The organism is Advenella faeciporci (assembly GCF_014652395.1).
GTDB classification, from domain to species: domain Bacteria; phylum Pseudomonadota; class Gammaproteobacteria; order Burkholderiales; family Burkholderiaceae_B; genus Advenella; species Advenella faeciporci.
Genome location: NZ_BMYS01000017.1, coordinates 20,320 through 46,481, shown reverse-complemented (window position 1 = coordinate 46,481; position 26,162 = coordinate 20,320). Strand labels below are relative to the sequence as shown.

At 51.6% G+C, this 26,162-nt stretch carries 19 protein-coding genes; 9 read left to right on the top strand and 10 right to left on the bottom strand.

What is annotated here, in order from left to right:
• The first annotated feature begins 78 nt into the window (after positions 1-78).
• Positions 79-585 carry a HugZ family pyridoxamine 5'-phosphate oxidase gene (locus tag IE074_RS11360; RefSeq protein WP_189385576.1) on the top strand — a complete coding sequence of 169 codons (507 nt, stop codon included), beginning with the start codon at positions 79-81 and terminating at the stop codon, positions 583-585.
• A gap of 91 nt (positions 586-676) precedes the next feature.
• Here the strand turns inward: IE074_RS11360 and IE074_RS11355 are convergent, their stop codons facing one another.
• Positions 677-1,927 carry an MFS transporter gene (locus IE074_RS11355; RefSeq protein WP_229794010.1) on the bottom strand — a complete coding sequence of 417 codons (1,251 nt, stop codon included), beginning with the start codon at positions 1,925-1,927 and terminating at the stop codon, positions 677-679.
• Positions 1,928-2,126: 199 nt separating this feature from the next.
• On the opposite strand from IE074_RS11355, the gene htpG reads away from it, so the two are divergent.
• Positions 2,127-4,043 (top strand): molecular chaperone HtpG, encoded by a 1,917-nt coding sequence (gene htpG, locus IE074_RS11350; RefSeq protein WP_189385575.1) that lies wholly within the window; start codon positions 2,127-2,129, stop codon positions 4,041-4,043.
• A 44-nt stretch (positions 4,044-4,087) separates the two neighbouring features.
• Here the strand turns inward: htpG and ampD are convergent, their stop codons facing one another.
• Genes ampD through IE074_RS11335 form a run of 3 tightly spaced genes read right to left on the bottom strand, consistent with a single transcriptional unit; the run spans position 4,088 to position 5,783 of the window.
• A complete protein-coding gene (ampD, locus tag IE074_RS11345) occupies positions 4,088-4,678 on the bottom strand; it encodes a 1,6-anhydro-N-acetylmuramyl-L-alanine amidase AmpD (protein WP_189385574.1) in 591 nt (196 codons plus the stop codon).
• A complete protein-coding gene (locus tag IE074_RS11340; RefSeq protein WP_189385573.1) occupies positions 4,678-4,932 on the bottom strand; it encodes a PP0621 family protein in 255 nt (84 codons plus the stop codon). Before IE074_RS11340 ends, ampD begins: the two co-directional genes overlap by 1 nt.
• Positions 4,932-5,783, bottom strand: coding sequence for a cytochrome C assembly family protein (locus IE074_RS11335; RefSeq protein ID WP_189385572.1), 852 nt, complete (start codon positions 5,781-5,783; stop codon positions 4,932-4,934). The genes IE074_RS11340 and IE074_RS11335 overlap by 1 nt, the downstream gene beginning before the upstream one ends.
• A gap of 97 nt (positions 5,784-5,880) precedes the next feature.
• Between IE074_RS11335 and ffh the strand changes: the two genes are divergently transcribed.
• Entirely contained in the window at positions 5,881-7,308 is a 1,428-nt protein-coding gene (ffh, locus tag IE074_RS11330) for a signal recognition particle protein (RefSeq protein WP_189385571.1), read from the top strand.
• Positions 7,309-7,453: 145 nt separating this feature from the next.
• On the opposite strand, the gene lysM is transcribed toward ffh, so the two are convergent.
• From lysM to IE074_RS11300, 6 genes are all read right to left on the bottom strand, one after another.
• Positions 7,454-7,888, bottom strand: coding sequence for a peptidoglycan-binding protein LysM (gene lysM, locus IE074_RS11325; protein WP_189385570.1), 435 nt, complete (start codon positions 7,886-7,888; stop codon positions 7,454-7,456).
• A gap of 114 nt (positions 7,889-8,002) precedes the next feature.
• Positions 8,003-8,950, bottom strand: a complete 948-nt coding sequence (gene pip, locus IE074_RS11320; RefSeq protein WP_189385569.1) for a prolyl aminopeptidase — start codon at positions 8,948-8,950, stop codon at positions 8,003-8,005.
• A 5-nt stretch (positions 8,951-8,955) separates the two neighbouring features.
• Positions 8,956-9,687 carry a tRNA (guanosine(46)-N7)-methyltransferase TrmB gene (gene trmB, locus IE074_RS11315; RefSeq protein WP_189385568.1) on the bottom strand — a complete coding sequence of 244 codons (732 nt, stop codon included), beginning with the start codon at positions 9,685-9,687 and terminating at the stop codon, positions 8,956-8,958.
• 64 nt (positions 9,688-9,751) lie between these two features.
• Positions 9,752-10,351 carry a class I SAM-dependent methyltransferase gene (locus IE074_RS11310; protein ID WP_229794008.1) on the bottom strand — a complete coding sequence of 200 codons (600 nt, stop codon included), beginning with the start codon at positions 10,349-10,351 and terminating at the stop codon, positions 9,752-9,754.
• 43 nt (positions 10,352-10,394) lie between these two features.
• A complete protein-coding gene (metG, locus tag IE074_RS11305; protein WP_189385567.1) occupies positions 10,395-12,470 on the bottom strand; it encodes a methionine--tRNA ligase in 2,076 nt (691 codons plus the stop codon).
• 173 nt (positions 12,471-12,643) lie between these two features.
• Positions 12,644-12,931 carry a hypothetical protein gene (locus IE074_RS11300; protein WP_189385566.1) on the bottom strand — a complete coding sequence of 96 codons (288 nt, stop codon included), beginning with the start codon at positions 12,929-12,931 and terminating at the stop codon, positions 12,644-12,646.
• Between the two features lie 105 nt (positions 12,932-13,036).
• Between IE074_RS11300 and apbC the strand changes: the two genes are divergently transcribed.
• From apbC to IE074_RS11270, 6 genes are all read left to right on the top strand, one after another.
• Positions 13,037-14,122, top strand: a complete 1,086-nt coding sequence (gene apbC, locus IE074_RS11295) for an iron-sulfur cluster carrier protein ApbC (RefSeq protein ID WP_189385565.1) — start codon at positions 13,037-13,039, stop codon at positions 14,120-14,122.
• Between the two features lie 100 nt (positions 14,123-14,222).
• The gene (locus IE074_RS11290) at positions 14,223-15,950 is read left to right on the top strand and encodes an autotransporter assembly complex protein TamA (RefSeq protein WP_229794007.1); all 1,728 of its coding nucleotides are present in this window, start codon (positions 14,223-14,225) and stop codon (positions 15,948-15,950) included.
• 17 nt (positions 15,951-15,967) lie between these two features.
• Positions 15,968-21,979 carry a translocation/assembly module TamB domain-containing protein gene (locus IE074_RS11285; RefSeq protein ID WP_189385563.1) on the top strand — a complete coding sequence of 2,004 codons (6,012 nt, stop codon included), beginning with the start codon at positions 15,968-15,970 and terminating at the stop codon, positions 21,977-21,979.
• Positions 21,980-22,092: 113 nt separating this feature from the next.
• Positions 22,093-22,656: a dCTP deaminase gene (gene dcd / locus IE074_RS11280; RefSeq protein ID WP_189385562.1), complete on the top strand. Its 564-nt coding sequence runs from the start codon at positions 22,093-22,095 to the stop codon at positions 22,654-22,656.
• 36 nt (positions 22,657-22,692) lie between these two features.
• Positions 22,693-24,957: an arginine/lysine/ornithine decarboxylase gene (locus IE074_RS11275; RefSeq protein ID WP_189385561.1), complete on the top strand. Its 2,265-nt coding sequence runs from the start codon at positions 22,693-22,695 to the stop codon at positions 24,955-24,957.
• Positions 24,950-26,155, top strand: a complete 1,206-nt coding sequence (locus IE074_RS11270) for a BaiN/RdsA family NAD(P)/FAD-dependent oxidoreductase (protein ID WP_189385560.1) — start codon at positions 24,950-24,952, stop codon at positions 26,153-26,155. The genes IE074_RS11275 and IE074_RS11270 overlap by 8 nt, the downstream gene beginning before the upstream one ends.
• The last annotated feature ends 7 nt before the right edge of the window (positions 26,156-26,162 follow it).

Below are 26,162 nucleotides of genomic sequence, written 5' to 3'. Positions count from 1 at the left end.
TGCAACACAAAAAAACAAGCCGGCTATAAAGTATGGGTAAAAACATCTACCACATAACTTCAAACCAGCAGGAAACTCATGGATACCGATCTGCAAGCTGAAATAGACCGTTTACACAATGAAAATGAATGCCTTTCCCTGATGATGGCAACCAACAATAACAAGGGAGAGCCTAACGCCAGCTACACCCCTTTCGCATGGCTCAATAACCGTTTTTATATTCTGGTGTCCGGTCTGGCCACGCACACGGTCAATTTGCAGCAAAACCCCAATCTGGCTATTTTGCTGGCAGACGATGAAAACAAAACCAAAAACATCTATGCCCGTGTGCGTTTAAGCTATCAGGCCAAAGCCGAAACGGTTGACAAAAACAGCGAAGAATATGAAAGCGCACTGGCTGCCCTGACGGAACGGGCCGGTAAAACGGTAGGTTTATTGGCTTCCTTGCCTGACTTTGTCATGTACCGGCTGTCGCCGTCAAAAGGCACACTGGTGCAGGGCTTTGGCAAGGCTTTTGCTTTTGATCCGCAAAAGAGTGAAAGCGCCACCCAGCTGACAAATCGTAATATTGCCGATTGGCGCTAATGTATCAGGCATGCCAGGTGCTTGGAAATGGTTTTTTGCCTGCCGTGGCAGTTGGGCCCGTGCAGGCAAGGGTGGGTGAGTGAAGCCTTGTTTATTGTTTTTCCAGCCTGTCTCGCTCACGAAAATAAGCAACATGGCGGCCATGCACAATATAAAACAGCACCATGCATAGCAGGGCCAGACCGGCCATGAGCCAGTACAGGTTGCGGTAGCCGGTTTCGGTAATAATGATTCCCAACAGGTAAGGGCCAAAACCCAGTCCGGCATCCAGACAGATATAAAACGTGGCGGTGGCCAGTCCCATGCGATGTGGGTTAACCACCTTGATGGCAACAGCCTGCAGGGCCGATTGCAGGCTGCCGTAACCCATGCCAATCAGGGCGGCTGCTATAAGCAACATTAGGGCTGAATCGGCTGTTGCCATGGCCGCCATCCCCAGGGCCAGTAACAGGCAGCAGGGGTACACGATCACGTTAGAACCTTTTTTGTCCAGGATTTTGCCGGCAATCGGGCGTGAAAACAGGATGATGGCAGAATAGACAACAAAAAAGAAACCGGCTGCCGTGACCAGATCCAGTTCAATCGAGTAGCTGTTCAGGAAGGTGAGCACGCTGGCAAAGCACAGTCCCAGCAGGAACATGACTGTTGAAACCGGCAAGGCCTGGCGTTCCACAAGATCACCCAGGGAAAAGTGAAAAGGATGTTCACCCGTGTGTTTGGTTGAGCCGGTTTTCAGGAAGGTTGAGGCTGTCAGGGCCAGCAGGCTGATAAACAGACAAAAGGCAAAAGACCATTTGAAATCAAAATTTTGGCTTATCCATAAACCCAGGAAAGGGCCGCTGGCCGAGGCCAGTGTGGTGCTAAGGCTGTAGTAGCCAATGCCTTCGGCTTTGCGATGGGATGGAATCAGATGCGCCACGATGGTTCCACAGGCCGTGCTGGCCACGCCAATGGCCAGGCCGTGCAGAAAACGGGCAGCCAGCAGGGAATAAATGGAATCACTGAAAAAGTACAGGCCGTTGGTTAGGGTGAAGGCAACCAGGCCGATCAGCAGCGTTTTTTTCTGGCCAATCACATCAACCAGCTGGCCAATAATAAGGCGACTGGTTAAGGCGCCAATAATGAAAATGCCCACTGCCAGCCCTGCCATGCTGATAGAAACCCCATAACGCTGGGTAACATAGTCTCCCAGGGTAACGATCAGGAAATAAAAGACAATGGAAATAAGCAGGTTGACCCCGGTGATGATAATGAAATCAGGGGTCCACAATTGTTTTTCTTGCATAGTGAATTTTTTGGGGAAAAGGTTGTTATTGTTTGCCGGTTCAGCAAGCCCGGGCAGTAAAGCGGAGCAAGTGAAAGAGGGCAGCCAATAACATGCGGCAATAATGCCTGAAGACCACCTATTATACGCTTTTAAGTAAAACCTTGCCGGGCCCTTGAAAAAAACCGGTTTGTCCCCAAGTGTGTGTGAAGCGCTCAGGCTTTGCCTGTTGTTATTTCAAATTCCATTCCAACTTTTTTTTATTTTGCCAATTACTATGAGTCAAGAAGAAACAGCTGTTCAAGCCGGCCCGCAAACTATGGGGTTTCAGGCAGAAGTCAAGCAATTACTGCATTTAATGATTCATTCCCTGTATAGCAACAAGGAAATTTTCTTGCGGGAGCTGGTTTCGAATGCTTCGGATGCCTGTGACAAGCTGCGTTTTGAAGCGATTGATAATCCCGCTTTGCTTGAAGGTGGCGCTGACTTGCAAATCAAGGTCAGCTATGACAAAGAGGCCCGTACCATTACCATTTCCGATAATGGCATTGGCTTAAGCCACGAAGAGGCAGTCGCCAACCTGGGCACGATTGCGCGCTCTGGCACGAAAGAGTTTTTCTCTCAGTTAAGCGGCGATAAACAAAAAGACGCCCAGTTAATTGGCCAGTTTGGCGTGGGTTTTTATTCTTCATTTATTGTTGCCGACAAGGTTACGGTTGAAAGCCGTCGTGCCGGTGTGGCCGCAAATGAAGGCGTACGCTGGACGTCCGAAGGCCAGGGCGACTTCACCATTGAAACGATTGAAAAGGAATCGCGTGGTACCGATATTACCTTGCACCTGCGTGCCGATGAAGACGAATTCCTTAGCCACTGGAAGTTAAGCGAGATTTTGCGCCGTTATTCCGATCATATTTCCCTGCCAGTGCTTATGCAGAAAGAAGAGTATGATTCAGAAAAAAGCGAGATGGTTAAACAGGACGAGTGGGAAGCGGTAAACCAGGCCAGCGCGCTGTGGATCCGTAACAAGTCTGACATTACCGACGAGCAGTATAAAGAGTTTTACAAGCATGTCAGCCATGATTTTGAAGATCCGCTTGCCTGGACCCATAACCGCGTGGAAGGTCGCAGCGAGTACACCCAGTTGCTGTATATTCCCAAGCGCGCACCGTTTGACTTGTGGGACCGTGACGGCAAGCGTGGCGTAAAACTGTATGTGAAACGCGTCTTTATCATGGATGAAGCCGAACAGCTGCTACCATCGTACCTGCGTTTTGTGCGTGGCGTGATTGACTCTTCCGACTTGCCACTTAACGTTTCCCGTGAAATTCTGCAGGAAAGCCGCGATGTCCGTTCCATTCGCGAAGGTTCGGTAAAGCGTGTCCTGTCCCTGCTTGAAAACATGGCCGAGAACAAGCCCGAAGATTACGCGACCTTCTGGGCCGAGTTTGGCCAGGTTTTGAAAGAAGGAACGGGTGAGGATCCGTCCAACCTTGAGCGGATTGCCAAACTGATGCGTTTTGCCTCTACCCATACCGATGAGCCTTTGCAGAATGTCTCACTGGCCGATTACATCTCACGCATGAAAGAAGGGCAAGACCGGATTTACTATGTGGTGGCCGACTCTTTCAATGCGGCCAAGAACAGTCCGCACCTGGAGATCTTCCGCAAGAAAGGCATAGAGGTCCTGTTGCTGTCAGAGCGGGTTGACGAGTGGATGATGTCCCATTTCCGCGAGTTTGAGGGCAAGCAGCTGGTGTCGGTCTCCAAGGGCGGCCTTGATCTTGCCGAACTGGCCGATGAAGCGGAAAAGAAAAAGCAGGAAGAAGTGGCCGAGTCCTTCAAGCCCTTGGTAGAGCGCCTGAAGGAAGTGCTTAAAGACAAGGTCAAGGACGTTAATGTAACGCTGCGCCTGGTGGATTCTCCGGCTTGCGTGGTGGTTGGCCAAAATGAATTAAGTCCGCATTTGCTGCGTATGTTGCAGGCGGCGGGTCAGGAAACCCCCGATTTCAAACCTGTCCTTGAAATCAACCCCGAGCATGCCATCATTGCCCGTATTCAGGCGGCTGAAGGTGATGAATTTGCCGATTGGGCCAATGTGTTGCTGGATCAGGCCCTGCTGGCCGAAGGTGCCCAGATAGCCGATCCGGCCGCGTTTGTGAGGCGGATGAATGCTTTGCTGCTGAAGTCGGTTTAACGCTTATCTGAAGCTGTTTACAGGCAAATGCCCGGCTCCGGTGTTTATCGGGGCTCGGGCATTTGCCGTTTGGTCCAGCCGCTTTCGGTTTGATATTGTTGCCAGTCAAAGTAGGGGCCCGGGTCGGTTTTTCTGCCTGGTGCGATATGTTCGTGGCCACGAACCGCCCTTAAGGTGTAGCGCGCTCTTAATACTTTGGTGAGCTGACTCAGGATTTCATATTGCTCGGGCTCGAAAGGTTCAAAGTCACAGCCTTCCAGTTCGATGCCAATGGAAAAATCATTACAGCTTTCTCGGCCATTAAAGCGGGAGACACCGGCATGCCAGGCACGGTTTTCGGTGCTGACGAACTGGACAATTTCCCCATTGCGGCGGATAAGAAAATGCGCCGAGACCCGCAAGTGTTTGATTTCATCAAAGAAGGGGTGTTCGTTTGGGTTAAGGCGGTTGGTAAACAGCTGCTCTATGGACGGGCCGCCATACTGGTAAGGTGGCAGGCTGATGTTATGAATCACCAGCAGCGAGACGTTTTCGTTTTTGTCGCGTTGGTCGAAGTTGGGCGAGGGCACCAGGCGAATATTAACGGTTGGCTTCAGCCATCCGTGGCGATCCAGCTGTAAAAATGGAATGGCCATTATTTCTGGCCCAGTCGGGCATGTTCTTCAGAACACCAGGTTTTGCCATTGATGAGGCAGGCTTCCGAACGGGGCAGGTGAATATGGCAGTGGGCGCATTGCACCATGGCTTCGCTGGCCTGGTTTTGCCGGGTGGCGGGTGGCTGGCTGGCGTTTGATTGCATGTTTTTGAAAAGCGCCTGAACGCGACCGGCAAACATGCGGATGGCCAGCATCAGGATAATGATCAGGATGATAAAGAGAAAAAATCTCATCAGATACCCTTGTTTACAACAACGTCAAAGATAAAGCGTGTGCCCGTATAGGCCAGCATGAGCAGGGCGAAGCCGGTAAGTGTCCATCGCAAAGCTAACCTGCCGCGCCAGCCCCAAAGACCGCGTCCAGCCAGCAGTATGCTGAATACCAGCCAGGAAAGCAGGGTGAAAATGGTTTTGTGATCCATGGGCAGGAACTGGCCGGTTTTGTTGAGCGACACCATAATGCCTGTGACAATAGACAGGCTCAGGACGCCAAAACCAATCCAGATCAGCTTGAACAGGATACGTTCCTGTTGCAGGAGAGGTGGCTGGGCTTCAAGAACGCGAGTCGTGAGCGAGGGGTTTTCCTGAAAATTAATTGGCTTGTGCAAGTATTGGTCCAGGGCGGTCATCAAGAAAGCCTGGATGGCGGCAATCGCAATAAGGCTATACGCAAACAGCGAGATCAGTAAATGGATCTTGAACAGATGGGTTTGTGATGGAATGACCAGGCTGTTTGCGCTGGAAGGGAAAAGGGCAGCGAGCAGGCAGATAAGGCTGGCAATAGGCAGCAGCAGCAAAAGCAGGCCGTCTATTTTGTTCAGCCTGCTTTCTATCCAGAACACGATCATGCCGAGCCAGACGGTAATGGACAGGCCCTGGGACCAGTTCAGCCTGATATGGTCTGCGTGCACGATAGCCCAGTGCACGGCAATACCATGCAACACCAGGGTGGAAAAAACACATACACTACGGATTGAACCGGTTTGCTTGATGGTTTTTTGCTGCACAATGGGGCGCCAAATTGACAAACTAAGCAGAAGATAGGCCAATGCGGCCAGAGAGTGCAATACAATGTCAGCTGACATAAACTGATATCTTGATTGTAGGGGTTAGGTTATTGACATATTAACATCTAAGTATAGCCTCTAATCCTGGTAATTCATTTATTAAAGTGCAAAATTCATGTTCGATAATTTAACTAACCGTTTGTCCCGGGTCATGAAGACCATCCGGGGAGAGGCCCGCCTGACCGAAGCCAACACGCAGGAAATGCTGCGCGAGGTACGCCTGGCATTACTCGAGGCCGATGTGTCTTTGCCCGTGGTGCGTGAGTTTGTTGCCAGGGTCAAGGAAAGTGCGCTGGGCGAAGAGGTCGCCGGCAGCTTAAGTCCCGGACAGGCGTTGGTGGGTGTGGTTCACAAAGAGCTTACCGCCTTAATGGGAGGAGACCTGGGTTCGCAGGCTTCCGAGTTGTCATTGGCGACACAGCCACCGGCAGTTGTATTAATGGCCGGTTTGCAAGGTGCCGGTAAAACCACTACGACCGGTAAACTGGCCAAGCTGATCAGCGCTGGCGATTTGCTGCAAAACGGTCGCAAGACAGGGCGTAAAAAAGTGCTGGTGGTTAGTGCAGACGTGTACCGGCCTGCCGCTATTGAACAGTTGAAAACGGTAGCCGCACAGGTTGGGGTGGACTTCTTCCCGTCAGATGCCAGCCAGAAACCGCGTGATATTGCCCTGGCAGCGGTCGATCATGCAAAACGGCATCATTATGATGTCTTGCTGGTGGATACGGCCGGTCGATTGGGTATTGATGAGGCCATGATGGCCGAAATCAGTATGCTTCATGAAGTGCTCAAACCCATTGAAACCCTGTTTGTGGTTGACGCCATGCAGGGGCAGGATGCCGTGAATGTGGCCAAGGCCTTCTCGGAAGCCTTGCCCTTGACCGGTGTTGTCATGACCAAGCTGGATGGTGATGCCCGGGGCGGTGCCGCTTTGTCTGTGCGGCATATTACCGGTAAACCCCTGAAGTTCATTGGGGTTTCTGAAAAACTGGATGGCCTTGAGCCGTTTCACCCCGAGCGTATGGCACAGCGGGTGCTGGGCATGGGGGATATTGTTTCCCTGGTTGAACAGGCCCAGCGCAATATCGATATTGCCGAAGCCCAGAAGCTGGCCACCAAGATCAAGTCGGGCGACCGCTTCGATCTGAATGATTTTCGTGAGCAGTTGCAGCAAGTCAAGAAAATGGGGGATATGGGTTCCCTGCTTGAAAAACTGCCGGCACAGTTTGCCCAGGCAGCGGGCCAGTTGCAGGGTGGTCAGGCCGAAAAGCAATTGCGCCGTACAGAGGGTATCCTTAACTCCATGACGCCCCAGGAGCGGGCAAAACCCGAATTGCTGAAGGCTTCACGCAAACGTCGTATTGCGGCGGGTGCAGGTGTGCCGGTGCAGGAAGTGAACAAACTGCTTAAGCAGTTTGAGCAAATGCAGGGCATGATGAAGCAGTTCAAGAAAGGCGGCATGGGCAAGATGATGCGTGCCATGGGCGGGCTCAAGGGCCTGAAAAACATGGGTATGGGTGGTTTTGGCGGGTTTAAGAAATAATGCAAAAAAGTCCGCCTGTTTGGGCGGACATTTGTATTAAACGAAAGTTGTTACCGCCAGTTTTCCTGAGACTGGTCAGTTTACTCGTTCCCATGCTCCTGCGTGGGAACGAGTGCGTGTAGACAAATAATTTAATGCCAGGGTATTACTGGGGAATGCGCAGAACCTGACCAGGGTAAATTTTATCCGGATGGCTAAGCATGGGTTTGTTGGCTTCAAAAATCTTCATGTATTGGTTGGCATCGCCATAGAGCTCCTTGGCAATCTTGGAAAGGGTATCGCCTTTTATGACGGTGTAAAACCTTGACTCGGTTTCTGCGCTGGCAGTGTTCAGCTGATTGTCTACTGTGGCAACGCCAAGGGTATTGCCCAAGGCGATGGCAATTTTTTCAGCATCGGCGGTAGTGGCGGCATTGCCTTTGACCGTCACTTTATTACCGTCTACGGAAATATCCAGGCCTTCTGCATTCAGGCCGTGCTTTTCCAGTTCTTTTTGCAGATTTTCGGGGGAAGCGGCACTGGCTTCGCTACCACCAAAAATCTTTTCGCCAACGTCTTTAATGAAGTTTAACAAACCCATAATAACTCCTGATTGCTGATTATCTGAAATAAGAGATGGCAGCTTGTGCAACCCCTTATGCATTATTCAACGAAAACAGGATAAAGCCCAGAATGAATTCGTTAAGAAATGTCATTAAGATGCGTTATCGGCAAATTTGTCGGTGGCGGCAATCAGGGCTTTCAGGATGCCCGGCTCGTTAAACGCATGCCCGGCATCGGCAATGATCTGGAATTCGGCTTGTGGCCATGCCTTGTGCAGTTCCCAGGCGGTTTTGGCCGGCGTGCAGGCATCGTAGCGTCCCTGAATGATAATGCCGGGAATGCCGTGCAGTTTATGGGCATTGTCCAGCAACTGGTTTTCTTTCATGAAACCGCCATTCGAAAAATAATGGTTTTCGATACGGGCAAAGGCAATCGCAAAATGATCGTCAACATGGCTGCTGACATGGGTTTCGTCCAGCAGCAGACTGATGGTTCTTCCTTCCCATAAGCTCCAGGCCCGGGCAGCCCTGATTTGCTCTTCTGGATTGTTGCCGGTCAGCCGTTTCTGATAGGCGGAAATCAAGTCATCCTGCTCTTCAGGTGGAATAGGGGCCAGGTAGTCTTCCCAGTAGTCGGGAAACAGCCACGAAGCACCTTCCTGGTAGAACCAGCGCAGTTCTTTTTTGCGTACCGTAAAAATGCCCCGTACAATCAGTTCACTGACATGGCCGGGGTGTGCCTGGGCATAAGCCAAAGAAAGGGTTGAGCCCCATGAGCCGCCAAAGACCAGCCATTTGTCTGCGCCCATGATGTCGGTGCGCAGGCGTTCCATGTCTTCAATAAGATGTGCGGTGGTGTTGTTGTGCAGGCTGGCATGCGGACGCGAGCGGCCGCAGCCGCGCTGGTCAAACAGCAAAACATTGTATTTGGCCGGGTCAAACAGCTGGCGATGCTGGGCCCCACACCCCGAACCCGGTCCCCCATGCAGGAACACGGCAGGCTTTCCCTGGGGATTGCCACAAAGCTCCCAGTAAACCTGATGGCCATCGGCGGTTTCCAGAAAACCGGTTTGATAGGGTTCAATGGGTGGGTACAGCATATGCATTAATCCTTTTTCTTTTTAAAGACCAAGTCCCATACGCCATGGCCAAGGCGCAAGCCACGGGTTTCAAATTTGGTTTGCGGGCGGTAATCGGGCTTGGGTGCGTAATCTTTGGCGGTGTTTTCCAGCTCGGGGTTGGCAGACAGCACTTCCAGCATTTGTTCGGCGTAGTTTTCCCAGTCTGTGGCGCAATGAATATAGCCACCCGGTTGCAGCCGGCTGACCAGCAGTTGCACGAACTCGGGCTGGATCAGACGACGCTTGTGGTGCCGTTTTTTTGGCCAGGGGTCGGGGAAGTAAATATGCACGCCTGCCAGGCTGTTGGCGGGCAACATGTTCTTGACCACTTCCACCGCGTCGTGTTGAATGATACGTACATTGTTCAGCGAAGACTCTTCAATGCGCTTGAGCATGGCGCCAACACCGGCATTGAATACCTCAACACCCAGGAAGTTTTCTTCATGGCGGGCAATGGCAATTTTTTCGGTGGTTTCACCCATGCCAAAACCAATCTCAAGAATGGTGGGTGCCTGTCTGCCGAATACTTTCTCGTAGTTTATGCAAAGTGGCTGGTAGGCAATCGACCATTTGTCCATTAGGCGCTCTATGGCCAGTTTTTGGCCAGGCGTCATGTGTGAGCGGCGGTGAACAAAGCTTTTGATGTGCCCGAATTGTTGTTCGGGCTTTTCGGTGCCTTCGGCAACCGGTTCGGGGTTTGTGTTTTCAGTACTCATGTCAATTTCACTAGTTAAGCCGTAATTGTATTTGATACGGGCCAACAAGTTGAGGATATGAGTGCTAAAACTTAAATGTCATGACTTTTGCGGGCGGAATATTGCCCCAGACGATTTCACTGTGAAACTGGCTGGCCTTGATATGGGTTTTCCATAGTGGCGAGCGCAGGTTGTAGGTAAATTGAATGGCCAGGCCTTGTCCTTTTAAAAGGGTATGCCATTGTCGCAGAATCTGCTGGCAGATATCAGGAGGCAGTGAAATCAGGGGAAGACTGGAAACCACGGCATTGATTTTTGCATTGTGTGGAATAAGGGTGTCCAGATGGGCTGCATTGCCGTTGATGACGGTAATAGAGGGAAAACGGGCTTTTAAATGACGGGCGAAGGTGGGGGAAAACTCAATCACATAAAGTTTGTCGGGGGAAATGCCATGCTCCAGAATAGCCTGGGTGATAACGCCAGTTCCCCCGCCCAGCTCAATGACGATGCCATCATTGTCCAGGGGAATATGCCGCGCCATTTGCCGCGCCAGCTTTTTTGAGCTGGGGCAAATGGCGCCGGTAAACTTCGGTTGGTTGATCAGCTCCTGGAGGAACATGAACGGGCCTGCTGTTTTTACGATACTGCTGATCTTTTTGGCTTGTTGCCACCAGACTCCATCCATATGCACATCCTGTTGCGAGATAAATTGATCTTGCCTTGTTGGTTTAGTGAATACGCATACCGGGTTGCGCGCCTTCCCAGGGCTCGAGAATGTAAATGCCGGGGTTGTTTTTTTCGTCGGCATGGCTGGCTGCAAGAACCATCCCTTCGGATATACCGAATTTCATTTTACGAGGAGCCAGGTTGGCAACCATAACGGTTAGTTTACCCACCAGATCTTCTGGATTATATGCTTCTTTTATGCCCGAGAAAACATTTCTGTGACGACCTTCTCCTACATCCAGTGTCAGACGTAACAGTTTGGTTGAGCCGTCCACATGTTCGCAATTGATGATTTTGGCAATACGCAGGTCAATTTTGGCGAAATCGTCAATCTTGATGGTTTCTGTAATGGGCTCACCACCGGGGATAAGCGCTTCTGGTGCCGGCGGTTCGAACAGGTCGTCGAGCATTTTGGGATCAACCCGTTGCATCAGATGCTTGAAGGTGGCGATGTGTTCGGGCAATTGTGTGGCATCCTGCCAGCTGAAATCAGTATCCTGTTCGAAAAGTTCTGTTGCAATCCGGTTGGAGAGCGCAGGCAATACGGGGGTTAGCATCACTGACAAGGCCTTGAAGCCGGCAATGGCGCGCGAACAGATATCCTGCAGGTTTTCTTTTTGGGCGGGTTCAGCAGTGCTGATCCCTTTGGCCAGCACCCATGGCTGGGCGTTGTCGAAGCCCTGGTTAATCTTGTCTGCGTAGGCCATCAGGGTACGGATGGCGCGGCCGTATTCGCGTGCTTCGAAATCGTTGCGAACGCTTTCGGTGACACTGGCAATTTCTGTGGTGAATGCGTTGATATCGCCCAGGTAAGCCAGTTTTCCGTCAAAGTGTTTGCTGATGAAGTTGGCGGCGCGGCTGGCAATATTAATGTATTTGCCAATCAGGTCGCTATTGACGCGGGCAATGAAATCATCGGGGTTGAAATCAATATCTTCAACACGCGCATTCAGTTTGGCGGCAATGTAATAGCGCATCCATTCGGCATTCATGCCCAGTTCAAGATATTTGATGGGAGAGATGCCGGTGCCACGGCTTTTGGACATTTTCTCGCCACTGACGGTAATGAAACCGTGCACAAACAGGGAGTCGGGTACTTTACGCCCTGAAAACTTGAGCGTGGCGGGCCAGAACAGGGCGTGAAAATAAATAATGTCCTTGCCAATGAAGTGAACCTGTTCGGTGTTTCCATTGGGGTCCAGCAGGTCGTCAAAGTCAAGGCCCTGTTGCTTGCAATAGGCTTTTAAAGAGGCCAGGTAACCAACGGGGGCGTCCAGCCATACATAAAAGTACTTGCCGGGCTCATCGGGAATTTCAATGCCAAAATAGGGTGCATCGCGCGAGATGTCCCAATCATTCAGATTGCTTTCGCTTTCGCTGTCTTCGGTGTTGCCAAGCCATTCACGGGTTTTGGCCAGGACTTCGTTTTGCAGGCGTTTTTGGCCTCGGGCATTGGTGCCGTTGGTCCAGTCTTGCAGGAATTCAACGCAGCGCGGGTCAGAAAGCTTGAAGAAGAAGTGTTCGGATGATTTCAATACCGGGGTGGCATTGGTAAGGGTAGAGTACGGATTGATCAGTTCGGTGGGGGCGTAAACGGCACTACACACTTCACAGGAGTCGCCATACTGGTCTTTGGCATGGCATTTGGGGCACTCGCCCTTGATATAGCGGTCTGGCAGGAACATGCCCTTGACCGGGTCATAGAATTGTTCTATGGTTTTGCTACTGATGAAACCGGCCGCTTTCAGGGCTTTGTAAATGTCACCCGACAACTGTATGTTTTCTTCACTGTGCGTGCTGTGCCAGTGGTCAAACTTGATATGGAAACCATTCAGGTAAGTGGGGCGTTCATTGGCATAACGGGCAACGAGTTCTTCCGGGCTGATGCCTTCTTTTTCGGCCTTGAGCATGATGGGGGCCCCATGGGCGTCATCGGCACCGACAAAATGAACGGTATGACCCGACATGCGCATGGTGCGAACCCAGATATCGGCCTGGATGTATTCCATGATATGGCCAATATGAAACGAGCCATTGGCATAAGGGAGTGCGGTAGTAACAAAAATCGTGCGTGTCATGAACAATTACAGTAAAAATTAAACAGTTGAATGATTTTAGACGAAAATGCCGGTTATAACTGAACCGGCAGAATATTTCCAACAGGAAACGGGCGGGGCAAACACGAAAAGATAACAGGAAATTTTTAAAATTCTTCTATCTTACCGAAAAAGCGTGAATGAAAAACGGTTTCTTATTTTATTTCGCGTATTTCAACGTCGGTCACGTCTTTGGCGCTGGTGGAAAATTTGCGTTTGTGGAATTTTTCCTGGAAGTCGGTTTGAGTTTGGCGTGCCCGGGTGCGTGATTGTGCCCAGAACTGGCCGGCAGAAAAGTTTTGTCCGCGAACGCGGGCGATAACATACATAACGCCAAGGGCAATGGCGGTTGATGCCATGAAGATGAACGCCATGCAAAGGCCAACAATGGCCAGAATGACAAAGAGAACGCTTTTCAGGATGCTGTCTAGAAAATCTTTCATTGTGTATGGAAACCCCATGATAGTGGCAGGTTTATCTTCACCTGCCGATGATAAAAACGGTATGATTGACTATTCTACTCAAGTAAGTTTAAAAGTGATAAAACCATGAGTTTACAAATAAACACCATTCTTTCCGAGCTGCAGTCTGTGCAGGATCCACTTACCGGTATGTCCCTGGCTAAAAAGTTTAGGGAAAGGGACCTGGAAATCAAGGGTAATACCGTAGAAGTCAAGTTATTCCTGGGCTATTACCCCGCCGAAGACAAAGGCAATATCGAGCAACAAATAACAGACGCCTGTGCCAGGGCGGGTGCCGCTCAAACCCGGATCAATTACTTAGATGGTATCAAAAGCCATGTAGTTCAAGGGGGCCTGAAACCAATTGCATCAATAAAAAATATTATTGCGGTCGCTTCAGGCAAAGGTGGTGTGGGTAAAAGTACAACTTCTGTCAATTTGGCACTTGCCCTGTCGCAGGCGGGTGCAAAAGTCGGTATCCTTGATGCTGATATCTATGGTCCGAGCCAGCCGTTAATGCTGGGTGTTTCAGGCAAGCCCAAGTCAGTTGATGGCAAAAGCATGGAGCCCCTTGAAGGGCATGGCATTGCAGTCAACTCAATTGGTTTCCTGATAGACGGCGATGCGCCGGCCATTTTACGTGGCCCCATGGTTGCCCAGGCCCTTGAGCAATTGTTAAGACAAACGAATTGGCCTGATCTGGACTACCTGATTGTGGATATGCCGCCCGGAACCGGCGATATAGCCCTGACACTGGCCCAGAAAGTGCCGGTTGTGGGGGCGGTTATTGTTACCACGCCACAAGACATAGCCCTGGCCGATGCCCGCAAAGGCCTGCGCATGTTCCAGAAAGTGGATGTGCCCATTCTGGGTGTAATTGAAAACATGTCCATGCATGTGTGTTCAAACTGTGGTCATGTTGAGCACTTGTTTGGTCATGACGGCGGGCGTAAAATGGCCCAGGAACTTGAAGTGCCCTGGTTGGGCAGCCTGCCGCTCACATTGGCGGTACGTGAGCAGACAGACTCGGGCAACCCTACGGTGGTGTCTGATCCTGACAGTGAAGCGGCCAAGTCGTACCGGCATATTGCCAGAAAACTGGCGGTTGGGGTTTCCGATTTGGCGGTAGATATGAGTGGCAAGTTTCCTTCAGTAGTGGTAAAACCGTTATGAAGTTAAATAATATGTAATACAAACCTGTTAACCATTCAATCCGATGCACTTTTCAGCCCGGCACGTTATTTTTTTACCACTTATCCTGTCTGCCACTTCAATGGCGTTTGCTGCTGGCAAGCCCGAGGTGGTGGTTGATCCCAGCGGATTAAGCCCAGAGGTGCTGAAAAGTGTTGATGCCGGCATTAGTGCCGTGGTGCGTCTGGCCGACGACCAGGACGGTGGCGAAGCCGAGCGGATTCGCAGCCGGGGGCGTGATGCCGTGATTTCCGCCCTTGCCACACACGGGTATTTTGCACCCAAGGTGACCCTTGAGGTGGGTGAAGATGTGGCGGGTGAAACCTGGGATATTTATATAGAACTTGGTAAAGTGGCCAAGGTGGCATCGGTGGAAAACCGCTTTGCAGGCAGTATAGCCGGTGCCCAATATGCCCAGCGGGTGGATGCCCTTAAAAAAAACTGGGGCTTGCCCGTTGGCGCCGATTTCATTAATGCCCGGTGGAGTGCCTCCAAAAGCACCTTGCTGGATGACGTGATGGATCGGGATTTTTACCTTGCCCGCATGACCCACTCCCAGGCAGTGGTAAATCCCGAAACCGCCACGGTTGATACCGTAACCGAAGTGAATAGTGGGCCGGCAGTCACCCTGGGCAATATCGAGGTGATTGGCCTGCGTCGTGTTCCCGAAAGTCTGGTGCGCCGTTATATACGCTATAAACCTGGCGACCCCTACGTCCAGGACCAGCTGGATGACTGGCAGCAGGCCTTGCAGTCAACCAATTTTTTCAGGGGCGCATTCGTTTCCCTTAAAACCCCGGAAGGCTCTGGAGTTTATGATCTGGAGCAGGTGGAGCTGCCCGTGTCTGTCCGGGTAACCGAAGGTCCGTCACGTTCTATTGCGGGCTCTTTGGGGGTCGATGACATTAGTGGAATCCGGATTGAGGGTCTGTATACGCAAAATGTTGTCTGGGGGTTGCCGGTTATTATGGAAACCGGTGCCGGCTTCGATTTTAAAAGTCAGCGTGCTTTTCTTGATTTCACCTTGCCACCCAATTACGATGGTTCAAGGGACAGTTTTGGCGTAATGGCCCGTCATTCCGATATTCAAAATGAAGATGTCACCCGTTTTGGCCTGGGCTGGAAACGAAAGCGCGAATTCAAACTGGATCCGGAAAGCCGGGTTAATTATGAGTCCAATTGGGGGGTTCTGCTTGCGCACGATTCTATCAAGCGTGAAAACGAAGCACGTTTTTCTTTGCCAACCATGGTGGGTACCTGGGATTTGTTGCGACGCGATCTTAATGACCGCTATGACCCGCGCGAAGGGAACCTGATCGCCTTGGGCCTGGGGGCCGGCATGACGCTGAACAAGCAGCAGACCTTTGGCCGGGTTGGTTTACGAGTGCAGCAATGGTGGCCGGTGGGTAAAAGAGACGTCTTTACGCTTAGGGCAGAAGCCGGACAGGTGTTGGGCTCCAAAAATACGCCCATCCCTGATGACTTTGGCTACCGGACAGGTGGCCCCCGCTCCATTCGGGGCTATAAATACAATGAGTTTGGTCGTGATACGGGCAATGCCATTGTGGGCACCCGTTCGCTGGCGGTGGTGGGTGCCCAGTACATGCATTACTTTGATGACCGTTTTGGCATGAGCGTGTTTGTTGATGCCGGTGATGCAGCGCCTTCTTTTCGGGACATGAAAATTGCCCTGGGCTATGGGGTGGGTGCGATTGTCAAGACACCGGCCGGGCCCTTGTCACTTGATTTGGCCTGGGGGCAGCGTGACCGTAAATTAAGACTGCACTTTTCTTTAGGGGTGGCGTTTTGAGCAGGATCCGCAGGCATTTGAAAAAATGGCTTAAATGGAAAACCACCCTTTTGCTGGCGCTTTTCCTGCTTGCCACATTTCTGTTCTGGGCATTGGGTACCAGTGCTGGCAGTAAATGGACCTTACGTAATATGCTGGCCCAGGTGGGCGGTGAAATAGGTGCGGTTGAAGGGACAATCTGGAGCGGCCTTAAACTTGAGCGCTTGGTGATTGACACACCCGAGGTAAGTGTGGTGGCAACCAATGCCCGTGTTCAGGTCAAGTGGCTCGAGCTTTTCAATCGTCGTCTTAAAGTGACGCATATGGAAGTGGGCGATCTGGATATCCGCCTGTTGCCGGTGTCAGCCCCAGAGCCTGAAACGGATGCGGGACCTTTTGCCATGCCGGGCCTGCCGGTTACCATAGAGGTGGATACGGTTCGTGTTGGCAGGTTCGCGCTTGTGCAGGCCGATGGCAGCCATTTGCCTATCGGCTTAAGCGGGTTCTGGGTAAGCAATTTGCGGGTTAACCAGGAACAGGCCAGCGGGAAAATTGACAGCTTGCATATCAGTCATGATCTGGTTAATAGCGATCTGAGCGGCAATCTTAAAATTACCCAACTCAAGTCGCCTTGGCCATTAGAACTTGATCTTCAGGTCAAGACGTCCAGCGAAAACCGCAGCTCGCCTATTTGTCTGGACCGTTTTCTGGCTTCCTCAGTATTCAGGGGGCAGGACAGTGGCAGTTGTACCTTTGACCTGGATCTGCAAGCGCAGGGCTCGGCCGATCGCCTGGGAATTGTCCTGGAGGGTAACGGGCAGGGAGTAAAACTGGATGCCAATACCGTTTTAAACCTGTTTGCACCGGTTCCCCTGGAAAACGCACATTTGGCACTGGCGCTTGAAAACGGTGCCTCGCTGCTGTTGAATGCCGAACTTAAAGAAAAACAGGGGGTTGATGGCAGTGACCGGCTGGAAGGCAGTTTGCTCAGCAATCGTCTGGCCTTGCATCAAGTGCTGGCCGGTGCCGTACCGGAGTCCCTGTTAACCGCCCGTTTCGGTTTCAAGGCCGACCTTGCGGGGCTGGATAAGCTGCATCAGCTGGACGTGCAGGCACATATAGATGCGGCCAGCCGCTGGAACCGTCTGCCTTTGTCGGGTGATATCAACTTGCAGCTTAAGAGTCTGTCCTCGGCAGATGCAATTTATATCGACAACGCGCATATCGACCTGGTTCAGGGCAGGAATAAAATTCGCTCCTCGGGCGGTTTCGGGCATGCCGACAGCCGTCTGTTGCTGGATATCAATCTGCCCGAATTGGCCAGTCTGTGGCCTGGTCTTGAAGGTAGCGGTAGTGCCAATGGTGAGGTGAACGGCTCGCTGGCAAAGCATGATGCATTCCTGAAAGCCACCTTTGCCCAATCCGGCGCCACAGACCTGGGCAAGGCGCCAGTCAGTCTTGAAACCCGCCTTGAGGGGGCGCTGGCTCTTGATGAGCAGGGGCAAGCGGTTTGGCAGGGCTATATTGACGGGTTGAACCTGCAACATGCGAACATTCGCCTTGAACAGCAGGACAAGCTGGCGCTTTATTTTGCCCCGGATGCACGTGACCAGGAAAAGCAATGGTCAGTCGGGGCATCGCAATTCAAACTGGTTTTGAATGGCAAGCCGGCAATCCTGGATCACCAGTTGTCTGAAGGCAGCCAGCGTGGCTGGAAGACACAGGGAGAATTCTCTGATTTAACGATTGGTTATCCCTTCGTCAGGGATATTCAACAGGCATTGGCTGGTGGAAACGAAGAAAAACCGGAGGCCGCAAAAGCTAATAAAATAGCCGATGTTATTTATGACGGCAACTGGAGTTTCCAGCAAACGCAGACGTTGGCCGGTACCGTTAATTTGCAGCGTACCGCGGGCGATAGTCTCTTGCCACTGGAGGTAACCATTCCTCTGGATTTCAATACTCTGGCGCTTCAGGTGAAAGAAACCCTGCAAGCTGACGCATCCACGCTGACGGTCATTGACGCTACGGGGCGTGGCAACAAGTCTTCCATCGATATGAGCCTGAACCTTAATCTGGATTCGCCTTTTCCTTTACGCGATGGCCATGTAAACCTTGGCCTGACCGACAACTCCCGCGTGCAATTGAAAACCGTGGTGCATGAAAACCAGGGTCAGAATCATGCGGATAAGATCAGTGCCACATTACACACCCGGGACCTGGCGCTGGATAAACTGCTGGCGGGTGCAGTGCCCCAGGCTTTATTGAATGCCGATATTCGTGTTGACATAGACTTGCTGGATCAACAGGAAGTCAAGAATGTGGCGCTGGATGCCCGCTTCAGGCAGCCAAGCCAGTGGAACAATCAGCCGCTGGACGGGCATTTGAAAACCCGTATCAACACCAGTGGTTTGTTTGCGTCCCCCCAGGTTGGTGTTGACCCTTCAGCGCAGCAAGAAGCCAAGGCCAATTATGAAAATCTGAGCGTGTCAGACACCGATATTTACCTGGTGCTGGGCAATAACCGGATAGCCGGTTCGGGCGGTTTTGGGCAGACACACAGCCAGTTGGCGCTTGATATAAATGCCCCCACACTGGCTTCATTCTGGCCAGACTTGCCGGGCAGCATTCATTTCAATGGCGTGCTGGATGGCAATATGCAGAATCACAAGCTGGTCTTGCAGGCCATGTATGCAGATGGCGCCGATAATCGTCTTGGCAAGGCGCCGGTCACACTGGATCTGGAGCTTCGCGGGCGCTGGGCCAGAGTCAAGGAAGGCAACAGTTGGGTGGGCACCCTTGGTGTACTGGATGCCAAACATGCCGGTATCCGGCTGTTGCAAACCTCACCCCTGTCTTTGTCACTCATGCCCACCGCGGTAAATGACCAGATTCAATGGACTGTGGGTGAGTCCGCCTTAAGTCTTGAATTGCCTGATGATCATAAAGTATCCATCGTGCAGGAAGGCGCCCAGGGCAGTAACGGGAAATGGCAAACCAAGGGGGCAGTCAAGGATTTGGCCATTAGCCCTGAGCTGATTGACCAGGTAAGACAATTGCTGGATCCGACCCGGCAAGAAAAGCTGGCCAGCACCAATGGGCAAAAAAAAGCGGAACGCAAGGAAGTGGTGCTGGATGCCGACTGGAATTTGGCGTTTTACCGGGTCTTGCTGGGTAGTTTTAATCTTAAACGAATAAATGGTACTGGCGTTTTGCCGTTTGCCACACCGGTGCCACTTGATTTTCATGCGCTCAGCCTGGACATAACACAGCAGCCAGGCGGTGAAGGCAAGGGTGATCTCATCCACTTGAGCGCCTCGGGTCAGGGTGAAAAATCAAGTCTTAGTGCCAATATCAATGCCGATATGCTGTCTGCCTATTATTTGCACGATGCCGATATCAGCGTAAGCCTGCCTGACGGATCTGCCTTGCAAACCCAGGTAACGGTAACACCCAATGAGGCCAATCGCTCTTATCGTATTCTTGGCTCATTGGCCACGCAAAAGCTGGCGCTGGGCAAGCTGTTTGAAGGCATTCTTCCTCCTTCGGTGCTTGGCACAAGGCTGGAGCTGGATTCGGAGCTGTCCCCCGAGGTAGGCCTCCTGAGTGCGCATGTCAAGGGAGATGTTGACGGGGGCAGTCAGTGGAATAACCAGAAACTGGCAGGCAAGCTTGACGTTTCCTTACTGCGCCAACTGGGTTCATCCGGTGGTGTGGCTGTTGGCGCCATTGATCCGCATGTTTATACAATTCCGAGGGCGGAGATCAACCTGACGCTGGGCGGCAGTGCCATCAAGTCATCAGGTGCTTTCGGGCAGGCTGACGATAAACTGGCCCTGTCTGTGAATGCGCCGCGGTTTTCCGATTTCTGGCCAGGTTTGCCAGGCAGTCTGGTTTTAAATGGCAATCTGGATGGCTCGCTGGCCAGTCATGTGGTAGGTCTTAAAGGTACGTTTTCGCAGGGCAAGTCAACAGAACTTGGCCGGGCTCCGGTTAGTTTTGATCTTGGGTTAAAAGGCTTCTGGGGAGAGCTGTCTGCGGGGGCCGATGGCTGGAAAGGTACACTTGAACGACTCCAGGTTTCACATGCCGGATTCTCGGCCAATCAGGAAAAACCGCTGGAGGCCATGTTCCTGCCTGCCGGAGTGGGGGGCAAGCCCGAATGGCAACTGGGCACGTCTTTGTTGAAGATCGGCCTGCCAGGCAGGCATGAGGTCGTGATCAATCAAGAGGGCGCCAGTGGCCGGGAGGGAAATTGGGCCAGCAAGGGTTCCATCAATCGCCTGTTAATTAACCCTGCACTGGTCAAAGACATGCAGGATGCGCTGGGCATGGTGGAAAACAACCAGAACAGCAATGGCGGGATTGTTGACAATCGCAAGAAGCAGGTTGTTGATGAGAACCTGCTTTTTGATCTTGACTGGGATCTGCAGTTTAATGGTGCGCTGGCAGGTACGGCTAACCTGAAGCGGGTTGGAGGCGATTTTGTCGTTCCCCTCCAGAACCCATTGGCTTTGGGTTTGACGCAAATGTCCCTGGCTGTCAGGGCTAATCCAGTTTCCGGAACACAAAGCCAGGTATTGGCTGACCTGGCCATTGATACCCGGGACAAAGGTTCCCTGACGGCCCGTGTCAATAGCCGGATGAATGGCATGACGCCAGATATCAATGGTGGGACCAGCGTTGTCCTTAAGGGCAGGCTGGACGATATTGCCTGGCTTTCTGCTTTTACCGGAGAGTTGCTTGACCTGGGGGGGAGCGTCAATCTTGACTTGACGGCACAAAGCAGTGTTTCGGGTCAATGGTCAACTTCAGGCTCGGTGACGGGTGACAAAGTAAGGGTTGTACAGATTGACAATGGGGTGCGCCTGCTTGACGGGACCCTTAACGGGACCTTCCGCAATAACGAATTTGTAATCAATTCCCTGCATTTTCCTTCGGTGATCAGGGTGATGCCAACCGAATGGCGGACCAAACAATGGATTGAAGAAAATCCGCCGGCCCAGAACGGCAGCATGAACATTACCGGTCGCTGGAATCTGATGAACAGCAAGGGTAATGTGAAGGTGACGCTGGATCATTACCCGATTGTGCAACGGGCAGACCGCTTTGCCATGGTCAGTGGCAATGTTGATATTGATGCCAGCCTGCCAAATATTGATATTGTTGGCAAGGTAACGGCCGATGCCGGATGGGCCAGTATTGACATTCTGGGAACCGTGCCGTCGGTGGATAGTGACGTGGTTGTGCTTCAACCCGGCCAGAAAGAAGTGGTGTCCAGTGAATCCACCACTAACCTGAATCTGGATTTTACGGTTGATTTGGGACCGCGTTTTTATCTGGTGGGTATGGGTCTGAACTCGGGGCTTGTCGGGGACTTGAATATTATTCAACGAGACGGTCGCCTGACCGCATTAGGGGCATTCCGTACCCGTGGTGGCGCTATCGAGGCGTATGGCCAGCGATTGCAAATTCGTCGCGGACGGATCACCTTTCAGGGCAATATTGCCAATCCTGTGCTGGATATTGAAGCCATTCGGACCGGTCCCGAAGTGGAGGCCGGCCTGCGAGTGGTGGGGACGGCCAGACGACCAAGGATTACGCTGGTGTCTTACCCTGATGTGAGCGAGGTGGAAAAATTATCCTGGCTGATCATGGGACGTGGTCCCGACAGTAATGGTGGCGATATTGCCTTGCTGTTTTCGGTTGGTTCATCCATTTTGGGGGGCGGTGAGCCTTTTTACCGGCAATTGGGTCTTGATGATGTGGCCGTGCGTACCGGTGATTTGGGTAAATCAGGGAGTGTTTTGCCTGAGCAAACCGTGGCTTCAGGTCTGGAGTTTGACGCTTCCAGCAATCTGGCGACCCAGTTTTTTGTCGCTAGCAAGAAATTCGCCAATGGGGTGACGGTTAGCGTGGAACAGGCACTGGCCGGTACCGGGTCGGTGGTCAAGGCCAGTTATAAGCTGTTCAAATATATAACAGTCGATGCAAAAGTGGGTACGACTAACGGGATTGAATTTGTCTACCGGCGTTTTTTCAGGGATTAGGGTAAATCAGGGTTGCAAGGCTTCGGGTAAGGCTACAATTCTATATTCAATTATGAATCCGGTTTTGGGAAAAAGGCAAAACCGGTTTGTGCAATTTCACTGAGAGTAAGGCAATGAGCATAAAGAATGATCGTTGGATCCGGGAGGCAGCTGCTGCCGGTATGATCGAACCCTTTGAACCGGGTCAGGTTCGCTCGGAAAATGGTGAAAAAATCGTCAGTTATGGCACCAGCAGTTATGGTTATGATGTACGTTGTGCCAACGAATTCAAGATTTTTACCAATATTAATTCCACGATTGTCGATCCCAAATCATTTGACGAAAAATCATTCGTTGATTTCGTGGGTGACGTATGCATTATTCCGCCTAATTCCTTTGCCCTGGCCCGTACGGTGGAGTATTTCAGGATTCCCCGCAATGTACTGACCATTTGCCTGGGCAAAAGCACCTATGCCCGCTGCGGCATTATCGTCAATGTCACCCCGCTTGAACCCGAATGGGAAGGGCATGTGACGCTTGAATTTTCAAATACGACTCCCTTGCCGGCCAAAATTTATGCCGGTGAAGGCTGTGCCCAAATGCTGTTTCTGGAAAGCGATGAAGAATGTGAGACTTCATACAAAGATCGGGGCGGAAAGTATCAGGGTCAACAAGGCGTAACACTGCCAAGAACATAATAGTTGCTCACCGTATTGTGAGTGAAGGAGTTTCGAATGAAGTTTCGCTTTCCCATCGTTATTATTGACGAGGATTTTCGCTCGGAAAGTGCTTCCGGGTTTGGTGTACGCGCCCTGGCCGATGCCATCAAGGCAGAAGGAGTGGAAGTGCTGGCGGTAACCAGCTATGGTGATCTGAGCTCGTTTGCCCAACAGCAAAGCCGTGCCAGTGCTTTTATTTTATCCATTGATGATGAAGAGTTTGATGTGGACTCTCCCGAGGACGTTGCGTTTGCGATTAAAAACCTGCGTTCCTTCATTGGTGAGCTGCGTTTTCGCAATGCTGAAATTCCGATTTACCTGTACGGTGAAACCAGAACCTCCCAGCATATTCCCAATGATATTTTGCGTGAGTTGCATGGCTTCATTCATATGTTTGAAGATACGCCCGAATTCGTGGCGCGCCATATTATCCGCGAAGCACGCAGCTACCTGGACAGCCTGCCACCGCCGTTTTTCCGTGAACTGGTCAAGTACGCCCAGGACGGTTCTTACTCCTGGCATTGCCCGGGCCACTCGGGTGGGGTTGCTTTCCTCAAAAGTCCGGTAGGCCAAATGTTTCACCAGTTTTTTGGTGAAAACATGTTGCGTGCCGATGTCTGCAATGCGGTAGAAGAATTGGGCCAGTTGCTGGATCATACCGGACCGGTGGCCGAATCCGAAAAAAACGCAGCCCGTATTTTTCATGCTGACCATTGTTTTTTTGTGACTAACGGTACTTCCACCTCCAATAAAGTGGTGTGGCATGCCAACGTGGCTTCCAATGACGTGGTGGTGGTCGATCGTAACTGTCACAAATCCATTTTGCATGCCATTACCATGACGGGTGCCATTCCGGTGTTTTTGCGTCCAACCCGCAATCACCTTGGTATTATCGGTCCCATTCCCCTTGAGGAATTCGAACCTGAAAACATCCTGAAGAAAATAGAGGCCAACCCGTTTGCCCGCAATGCGCTTAACAAGAGGCCGCAAATCCTGACGCTTACCCAAAGTACTTATGACGGTGTTATTTACAACGTTGAAATGATCAAGGAAAAACTGGGTGACATGGTTGAAAACCTGCATTTTGATGAAGCATGGTTGCCGCATGCGGCTTTTCATGAGTTCTATAACAATATGCATGCCATTGGTGAGGGGCGTCCGCGTAGCAAGAATGCCATGGTTTATGCCACGCATTCCACCCATAAACTGCTGGCAGGCATTTCCCAGGCATCCCAGATTGTGGTGCAAGAGTCCGAAACCCGTGTGCTTGACCGCAATATCTTCAATGAAGCTTACTTGATGCATACGTCAACCTCGCCCCAGTACGCGATTATCGCTTCCTGTGACGTGGCGGCTGCCATGATGGAGCCGCCGGGCGGTACCGCCCTGGTAGAGGAAAGTATCCGTGAAGCCATGGATTTCCGTCGTGCCATGCGTAAAGTCGCTTCCGAATATGGCAAGGATGACTGGTGGTTCAGGGTATGGGGTCCCAACCGTCTGGTGGCTGATGATATTGGCACACAGGAAGACTGGTTCCTGCGCTCAGGCGAGGAATGGCACGGTTTTGGTGATCTGGCTGAAGGCTTTAACATGCTTGACCCGATCAAGGCTACCATTGTGACACCGGGCCTGAATATCAATGGCAGTTTTGATGAAACCGGTATTCCGGCCGCACTGGTATCCAAGTACCTGACCGAGCACGGTATTGTGGTTGAAAAAACCGGCCTGTATTCCTTCTTCATCCTGTTTACCATCGGCATTACCAAAGGTCGCTGGAACACCATGCTGACGGCATTGCAGCAGTTCAAGGATGATTATGACCGTAATCAACCCCTGTGGCGTATCATGCCCGATTTTTGCGCGAACCATAAACAGTACGAACATATGGGACTGCGCGATTTATGCCAGATGATTCACGAGGCATACCGGGATCATGATGTGGCCCGCCTGACCACCGAAGTCTATTTAAGTGATATGGTGCCTGCGCTCAAACCGTCCGATGCCTTCGACAAGATGGCTCACCGGGACGTTGAAAGGGTGAGCATTGATGATCTTGAAGGAAGGGTAACCGGTGTTTTGTTAACGCCGTATCCTCCGGGTATCCCGTTATTGATTCCGGGTGAGCGCTTTAATAAAACCATTGTTGAATATTTGCAGTTTGCCCGTTCTTTCAATGCGAAATTTCCGGGTTTTGAAACGTTCATTCATGGTTTGGGTAGTGAAGTTGATAAAAATGGAAATACCCGGCTTTACGTGGATTGTCTGAAACTTGATGAGTAACGGGGCGGTGTTTGACGTTGCCATCATTGGTGCGGGGGCGGCTGGCATGATGTGCGCCGCCGTTGCCGGCCAGCGTGGCCGGAAAGTGGTGTTAATTGATCATGCCGCCAAGCTGGCCGAGAAAATTCGTATCTCTGGCGGTGGTCGCTGCAATTTCACCAACCTGGGTACCACGCACCAGCAATTCATTTCCAATAATGTCCGGTTTTGCCGTTCGGCCTTGTCGGCCTATACCCCACAGGATTTTCTGGCCTTGCTGGCTAAATACAAGGTTAGCTGGCATGAAAAGCATAAGGGGCAGTTGTTTTGTGATCATTCAAGTGAAGATATTATTCATGTCCTGCGTGCCGAATGTGAACTGGGCAAGGTGGCCTGGCGCATGGGATGCTCGGTCAATGACATAAGCCAGCAGGAAGACCAGTCATTTGTGCTGCAAACATCGGCAGGTACCATTCGTGCCACAAAGCTGGTTGTGGCCACTGGCGGGATGGCCATTCCCCAGTTGGGAGCCAGTGACTATGGTATGAAAATCGCCCGCCAGTTTGGCCTGAAAGTGGTTGAACCCCGTCCGGCCCTGGTGCCGCTCACGTTTGATGCCGACACCTGGCGGCGTTTCAGTACGCTGGCGGGCGTTTCACTTGAAACGGTGGTGGCCACGGGTGCCGGGAAAAACAAGTCGTTTTTTCATGAAGACCTGTTGTTTACGCATAAAGGCCTGTCGGGGCCTGCCATTTTGCAGATTTCCAGCTATTGGGAGCCTGGCAGCCCCATTATGCTTAATCTGCAGCCGACACTAAATCTTGAGTCAGGGTTGATCGATAAGAAATCGGGTAACCGGCAGCAGCTGCTAACCGTGCTGGGCGGTATGTGGCCCAAGCGGCTGGCAGAGTGCTGGCTGGAAAATATGGGTATTACCGCTGACACGCGTCTGGCAGATATGCCTGATAAAAAAATAAGAGAATTGGCCGCCCTGATTCATGACTGGCAATTGATACCTACCGGTACTGCCGGTTATAAAAAAGCCGAAGTCATGAAAGGGGGGGTGGATACCGCTGAGCTGGACCAGAAAACCATGCAAACCAAAAAACTGCCAGGCCTGTATTTTATAGGTGAAGTGGTTGATGTGACAGGTTGGCTGGGAGGTTATAATTTCCAGTGGGCATGGGCATCCGGGGTGGCTTGTGGACAGGCGCTTTAAATAATAA

Excerpts from the sequence above, each read along its gene's own strand:
- dcd (WP_189385562.1), top strand. The coding sequence starts at position 22,093 with ATGAGCATAAAGAATGATCGTTGGATCCGGGAGGCAGCTGCTGCCGGT.
- IE074_RS11360 (WP_189385576.1), top strand. The coding sequence starts at position 79 with ATGGATACCGATCTGCAAGCTGAAATAGACCGTTTACACAATGAAAAT.
- IE074_RS11335 (WP_189385572.1), bottom strand. The coding sequence starts at position 5,783 with ATGTCAGCTGACATTGTATTGCACTCTCTGGCCGCATTGGCCTATCTT.
- IE074_RS11270 (WP_189385560.1), top strand. The coding sequence starts at position 24,950 with ATGAGTAACGGGGCGGTGTTTGACGTTGCCATCATTGGTGCGGGGGCG.
- htpG (WP_189385575.1), top strand. The coding sequence starts at position 2,127 with ATGAGTCAAGAAGAAACAGCTGTTCAAGCCGGCCCGCAAACTATGGGG.
- IE074_RS11340 (WP_189385573.1), bottom strand. The coding sequence starts at position 4,932 with ATGAGATTTTTTCTCTTTATCATCCTGATCATTATCCTGATGCTGGCC.
- ampD (WP_189385574.1), bottom strand. The coding sequence starts at position 4,678 with ATGGCCATTCCATTTTTACAGCTGGATCGCCACGGATGGCTGAAGCCA.
- ffh (WP_189385571.1), top strand. The coding sequence starts at position 5,881 with ATGTTCGATAATTTAACTAACCGTTTGTCCCGGGTCATGAAGACCATC.
- IE074_RS11300 (WP_189385566.1), bottom strand. The coding sequence starts at position 12,931 with ATGAAAGATTTTCTAGACAGCATCCTGAAAAGCGTTCTCTTTGTCATT.
- trmB (WP_189385568.1), bottom strand. The coding sequence starts at position 9,687 with ATGAGTACTGAAAACACAAACCCCGAACCGGTTGCCGAAGGCACCGAA.
- IE074_RS11310 (WP_229794008.1), bottom strand. The coding sequence starts at position 10,351 with ATGGATGGAGTCTGGTGGCAACAAGCCAAAAAGATCAGCAGTATCGTA.
- IE074_RS11290 (WP_229794007.1), top strand. The coding sequence starts at position 14,223 with ATGGCGTTTGCTGCTGGCAAGCCCGAGGTGGTGGTTGATCCCAGCGGA.
- metG (WP_189385567.1), bottom strand. The coding sequence starts at position 12,470 with ATGACACGCACGATTTTTGTTACTACCGCACTCCCTTATGCCAATGGC.
- lysM (WP_189385570.1), bottom strand. The coding sequence starts at position 7,888 with ATGGGTTTGTTAAACTTCATTAAAGACGTTGGCGAAAAGATTTTTGGT.
- IE074_RS11275 (WP_189385561.1), top strand. The coding sequence starts at position 22,693 with ATGAAGTTTCGCTTTCCCATCGTTATTATTGACGAGGATTTTCGCTCG.
- pip (WP_189385569.1), bottom strand. The coding sequence starts at position 8,950 with ATGCTGTACCCACCCATTGAACCCTATCAAACCGGTTTTCTGGAAACC.
- apbC (WP_189385565.1), top strand. The coding sequence starts at position 13,037 with ATGAGTTTACAAATAAACACCATTCTTTCCGAGCTGCAGTCTGTGCAG.